This window comes from Allobosea sp. CER48 (assembly GCF_044752385.1).
Lineage (GTDB): Bacteria > Pseudomonadota > Alphaproteobacteria > Rhizobiales > Beijerinckiaceae > Allobosea.
The window spans coordinates 1-5,188 of sequence record NZ_JBIWYK010000224.1; the positions used below are offsets into that span (position 1 = coordinate 1).

Genomic DNA, 5,188 nt, shown 5'->3' on the forward strand with positions numbered 1-5,188 from the left:
GTCGAGGATCTCCTCGTCGCAACCGTGTTCTCCGGATCAAGCCTTTCGAAGTAGCGACGTCACTGGAGGCGGAACTCGCCGCTGACCGCGCTGAGATCGGCCGGACCGATCAGGTCCTTGTGGGCGACGGTGATGCGAAACAGCTTGCCGTCGAGCTTGGCTTCCCAGAAGGCGAGGAACTTGTTGAGCTCGGGAAAGCGCGGAGCGAGGTCATAATCCTGCCAGATATATTCCTGGAGGATCGACGGGTGATCGGGCAGTCGGTAGAGGATCCCGGCGGTGGTCAACCCATAGCCGGAGATCTGGCGGGCGAAGTCCTTCGAAGCCATTCCTTTCAGCTCCCTGTTTTCACTGCGCTGATGGCAGCGGATTCTCAACGCCCTGGCAACATGAAAAGTTGCGATTGTGTGGCCTTTTCAGCCTGTTAGCACTCGATCAAAAAAAGTGCTGCCGACCTCTTGAAGGCAAAAATCGGGCAACCCAAATCATCGCGCGGGCACGGCGCCTCAGGGGCGCGCGGAACCTCGCCGCGAGACCCGAACAGGGCCGACCCGCTTTGACATGTGACCGACATGGAAACTGGAGGAACTCATGAAGTTTCGGCCACTGCATGACCGCGTCGTCGTGAAGCGCATCGACGCCGAGGAGAGGACCAAGGGCGGGATCATCATTCCCGACACAGCCAAGGAAAAGCCGCAGGAGGGCGAGGTCGTCGCCGTCGGCGCCGGCGCGCGCGACGAGACCGGCAATCTCGTGCCGCCCGACGTCAAGGTCGGCGACCGCGTGCTCTTCGGCAAATGGAGCGGCACCGAGGTCAAGATCGATGGCCAGGATCTCCTGATCATGAAGGAGTCCGACATCATGGGCGTCGTCGAGACGACTGGCGCCCTCAAGAAGGCCGCCTGACGGGGCCTTTATCCCCCATCATCAACCTGAAACCTCAAGTCTGAAGGAGTGAGGAATCATGGCTGCGAAGGACGTGAAGTTTTCGCAGGACGCGCGCGAGCGGATGCTGCGCGGCGTCGACACGCTGGCGAATGCCGTGAAGGTCACGCTGGGTCCGAAGGGCCGCAACGTCGTGATCGAGAAGTCGTTCGGCGCTCCGCGCATCACCAAGGACGGCGTCACCGTCGCCAAGGAGATCGAGCTTTCCGACAAGTTCGAGAATATGGGTGCCAAGATGGTCCGGGAAGTGGCCTCGAAGCAGAACGACGCCGCTGGCGACGGCACCACGACCGCGACGGTGCTCGCCCAGGCGATCGTGCGAGAGGGTGCCAAGGCGGTTGCGGCCGGCATGAACCCGATGGACCTGAAGCGCGGCATCGATCTCGCAGTAGAGGCGGTGACGAAGTCGCTCGGCGACCACTCGAAGACCATCACCGGCTCAGAGGAAGTCGCGCAGGTCGGTACCATCTCCGCCAATGGCGACCGCACGATCGGCGCGATGATCGCCGAGGCGATGAAGAAGGCCGGCAAGGAGGGTGTCATCACCGTCGAGGAAGCCAAGACCGCCGAGACCGAGCTCGACGTCGTCGAGGGCATGCAGTTCGACCGCGGCTATCTCTCGCCCTATTTCGTGACCAACACCGAGAAGATGGTCGCCGAGCTGGACGATCCATACATCCTGATCCACGAGAAGAAGCTCTCGGGCCTCCAGACGATGCTGCCGCTGCTGGAAGCAGTCGTGCAGACCGGAAAGCCCCTGCTGATCGTGGCGGAGGATGTCGAGGGCGAGGCTCTCGCCACGCTCGTCGTCAACAAGCTAAGGGGCGGCCTGAAGATCGCCGCCGTCAAGGCTCCGGGCTTCGGCGACCGCCGCAAGGCCATGCTGGAGGATATCGCGATCCTGACCGGCGGCACCGCGATCAGCGAGGATCTCGGCATCAAGCTGGAGACGGTCACGCTCGACATGCTCGGCCGCGCCAAGAAGGTCAGGATTGAGAAGGAGAACACGACCATCGTCGACGGTGCCGGCAAGAAGGCCGAGATCGACGCCCGCGTCGCCCAGATCAAGACGCAGATCGAGGAGACCTCGTCGGACTACGACCGTGAGAAGCTCCAGGAGCGTCTGGCCAAGCTCGCCGGCGGCGTCGCGGTCATCCGCGTCGGCGGCGCGACCGAGGTCGAGGTCAAGGAGAAGAAGGACCGCGTTGACGATGCCCTGAACGCGACCCGCGCTGCGGTGGAAGAAGGCATTCTGCCAGGCGGCGGCGTCGCCCTCCTGCGCGCGGTCAAGGCGCTCGAAGCGGTCGTGCCCGGCAATGACGACCAGAAGACCGGTGTCGAGATCGTCCGCAAGGCGATCACGGCCCCGGCCCGCCAGATCGTCGAGAATGCCGGCGGCGATGGCCCCGTCGTGGTCGGCAAGCTGCTGGAGTCTTCGGACTACGCCTGGGGCTATGATGCCCAGACCGGCGAGTACGGCGATCTGGTCAAGGCCGGCATCATCGACCCGACGAAGGTGGTGCGCACCGCAATCCAGGACGCGGCGTCTGTCGCAGGCCTGCTGATCACCACCGAGGCGATGATCGCCGAGGCGCCGAAGAAGGACCCGGCGCCTGCCATGCCCGCCGGCGGCATGGATTACTGAGCATCGAGGGCGCCGCGGCTTCCGCGGCGCCCTCTCTCAACGCCGTGTTCTCCTAGGCATGCGAGGGGAGCCATGCCCTTTTCATCGTTGTCTGATCCTGTTGACCTGGCCCGTGCAGAGGCCGCTCTTGAAAAGGCCTGGGCGGAGCTCAAGGCGTCGCTTTCGGAAGGCTCGGACGAGCTGGAGCGAAACAACCTCGCCTATATCGTGGCTTCGCTGGTTCCACTGGCGCTCGACGAGGATGATCTCGCACAGCGTGCGATCGATCGGTTCCGCGAGAAGGCCTAGGCGAGAACCCGCATCAAAACCCCACCATTCCCTCAATCGCATCAGATATCCGACATGACCGACGGCCCACAGCAACCTCAGGACCTCTCGCCTTCCGACCGCTTCAAGGCCCTCATCACCAACGCCGAGAGCGCAACTTATGGGCTCAAGGACAATCTCCTGGCCGTGATGACGCGAGATGGATCGGCAACCTGGCAGACCGTCGCCGCCCACGTCGAGGCTCAATTGCCCGGCGCCGGTGAGTTCGCGACCGCTCGCCTGAACGCCATACTTGCTCTGATGAGGACGCTATCCAACCGACAAGCGTCGGGGAGGGGGTGAACGCCACTCGCTGTTGTCGTCCCCGGCCGTCAGCAAACCGGCTGGATCGCAGCGGTTCCTCAGGATATCGCTCTGTGCCAGGGTCTCCCCGCTGCCCCATCCTTTCGAGAAAACCGAATGACTACGACCGCCACGCCCGAGCATCGCAGCTTCGAAGCCGACGTCTCCCGCCTGCTGCACATGATGGTGCATTCGGTCTATTCCGACAGGGACGTTTTCCTGCGCGAACTGATCTCGAACGCAGCCGACGCTTGCGAGAAGCTGCGCTACGAAGCGATTGGCAAACCCGAGCTTCTGGGCCACGACCCAAAGCTCGCGATCACCATCTCGGCCGATCCTGAGGCTGGCGAGCTGACCATCGCCGATAACGGCATCGGCATGGGTCATGACGAGATGATCGAAGCTCTCGGCACGATCGCTCGCTCGGGAACACGCAGCTTCATGGAGCGGGTCGCTAACACCGAAGGCAAGGACGGCGCGCAGCTCATCGGCCAGTTCGGCGTCGGCTTTTATTCCGCCTTCATGGTGGCAGAGAAGGTCGAGGTTGTCAGCCGCCGTGCCGGCAGCGCCGAAGCCTGGACCTGGTCTTCGGACGGCAAGGGCGAGTTCACCGTGGCGCCCGCGGCCCTGGACGAGGCTCCGTCCCGCGGGACGCGCGTGACGCTTCACCTGATGGAGGAGGCCAAGTCCTATGCCGAGCGCTGGACGCTGGAGCGCATCGTCAAGGAACAGTCCGGCCATGTACCGGTCCCGATCTCGCTAATCAGGGAGCCGGGCGCCGATGCGGTGGCCCTATCGGACGGCGCCGCGCTCTGGACCAAGCCGAAGAGCGAAATCACGACGGACGAATACGCCGATTTCTATCGCAGCGTTGCGGGACAATATGACGAGCCGGCAGCCACGATCCATTTTCGCGCCGAAGGCCTGCACGAATATACCGCGCTGGCCTTCGTCCCGGGCGCGCGTCCGTTCGATCTCTTCGACGCCGATCGCAAGGGGCGGATCAAGCTCTACGTGAAGCGCGTCTTCATTACGGACGAGGCCGAGCTCCTTCCGCGCTACCTGCGCTTCGTCCGCGGCATCGTCGACACCGCCGACCTGCCGCTGAACGTCTCACGCGAGATGATCCAGGACAGCCCGCTGCTCGGGGCGATCAAGAAGGGTGTCACCAACCGCATCCTCGCCGATCTCACAAAACTGGCCGAACAGAGCCCGGACACCTTCCGACTGATCTGGGACAATTTCGGCGTTGTCATCAAGGAAGGGCTGTACGAGGATTTCGCGCGCCGGGAGCAACTGCTCGGCCTCGCTCGCTTCCGGACGACGGCCTCCGGCGCAGGTTGGCGTAGCCTCAAGGACTATGTCGGCGCGCTTAAGGGCAACCAGACCGCGATCTACTTCATCGCCGGCGACGATGCCTCCCGGATCGCCCACTCCCCCCAGCTCGAAGGCTTCCGGGCGCGCGGCATCGAGGTGCTGCTGCTGTCGGATCCGATCGACAGCTTCTGGGCGTCGGCCACAGCGGATTTCGAAGGCAAGTCGTTCAAGTCGGTGACACAAGGCGCGGCCGATCTTAGTCTTATCCCGTTGCTAGACGGCGCAGCACCTCCGCCGGCGGAAGGTAGCGAGAAGATCACCGCTCTGCTCGCGTCGATGAAGGAGATCTTGGCCGACGAGGTCGCCGATGTCCGATCGTCCGATCGGCTGACCGATAGCGCGGTCTGCCTTGTCGCGTCGGATAAGGGGCCGGATCGCCAGTTCGAACGCCTGCTCAGCGCAGCTGGTCGCGTTGAGAGTGCGGCCAAACCGATCCTCGAGGTCAACGCGCGCCATGCGATGGTCTCGGCCCTCGGCTCGGTCGAGGATGAGGCGCTGCGTCGCGACGTGACCCATCTGCTCTTGGAGACCGCCCGCGTGCTGGACGGCGAACGCCCAGCAGATGCGAACGCGTTCGCCGAAAGGCTGGGCCGGCTGGTGACGCGCAGCTTG

The 5,188-nt window shown here is 63.9% G+C and carries 6 protein-coding genes; 5 read left to right on the plus strand and 1 reads right to left on the minus strand.

Features of this window, described 5'->3' with window-relative positions; genetic code table 11:
* Positions 1 to 59: 59 nt before the first annotated feature.
* Entirely contained in the window at positions 60 to 329 is a 270-nt protein-coding gene (locus ACIPIA_RS09975; RefSeq protein WP_400509046.1) for an usg protein, read from the minus strand.
* A gap of 262 nt (positions 330 to 591) precedes the next feature.
* Here ACIPIA_RS09975 and groES point away from each other — a divergent pair, with 262 nt between their 5' ends.
* The 5 genes from groES to htpG form a co-directional block, all read left to right on the plus strand.
* Positions 592 to 906 carry a co-chaperone GroES gene (gene groES, locus ACIPIA_RS09980; protein WP_400509048.1) on the plus strand — a complete coding sequence of 105 codons (315 nt, stop codon included), beginning with the start codon at positions 592 to 594 and terminating at the stop codon, positions 904 to 906.
* Between the two features lie 58 nt (positions 907 to 964).
* Complete coding sequence (gene groL / locus ACIPIA_RS09985; protein ID WP_400509050.1) at positions 965 to 2,590, plus strand: chaperonin GroEL; 1,626 nt, start codon at positions 965 to 967, stop codon at positions 2,588 to 2,590.
* Between the two features lie 87 nt (positions 2,591 to 2,677).
* Positions 2,678 to 2,878 carry a hypothetical protein gene (locus ACIPIA_RS09990; RefSeq protein WP_400509051.1) on the plus strand — a complete coding sequence of 67 codons (201 nt, stop codon included), beginning with the start codon at positions 2,678 to 2,680 and terminating at the stop codon, positions 2,876 to 2,878.
* Between the two features lie 54 nt (positions 2,879 to 2,932).
* On the plus strand, positions 2,933 to 3,199 hold the full coding sequence (locus ACIPIA_RS09995; protein WP_400509053.1) for a hypothetical protein: 267 nt from the start codon (positions 2,933 to 2,935) through the stop codon (positions 3,197 to 3,199).
* A gap of 117 nt (positions 3,200 to 3,316) precedes the next feature.
* The coding region (gene htpG / locus ACIPIA_RS10000; protein ID WP_400509054.1) for a molecular chaperone HtpG at positions 3,317 to 5,188 on the plus strand (1,872 nt) is incomplete at its 3' end.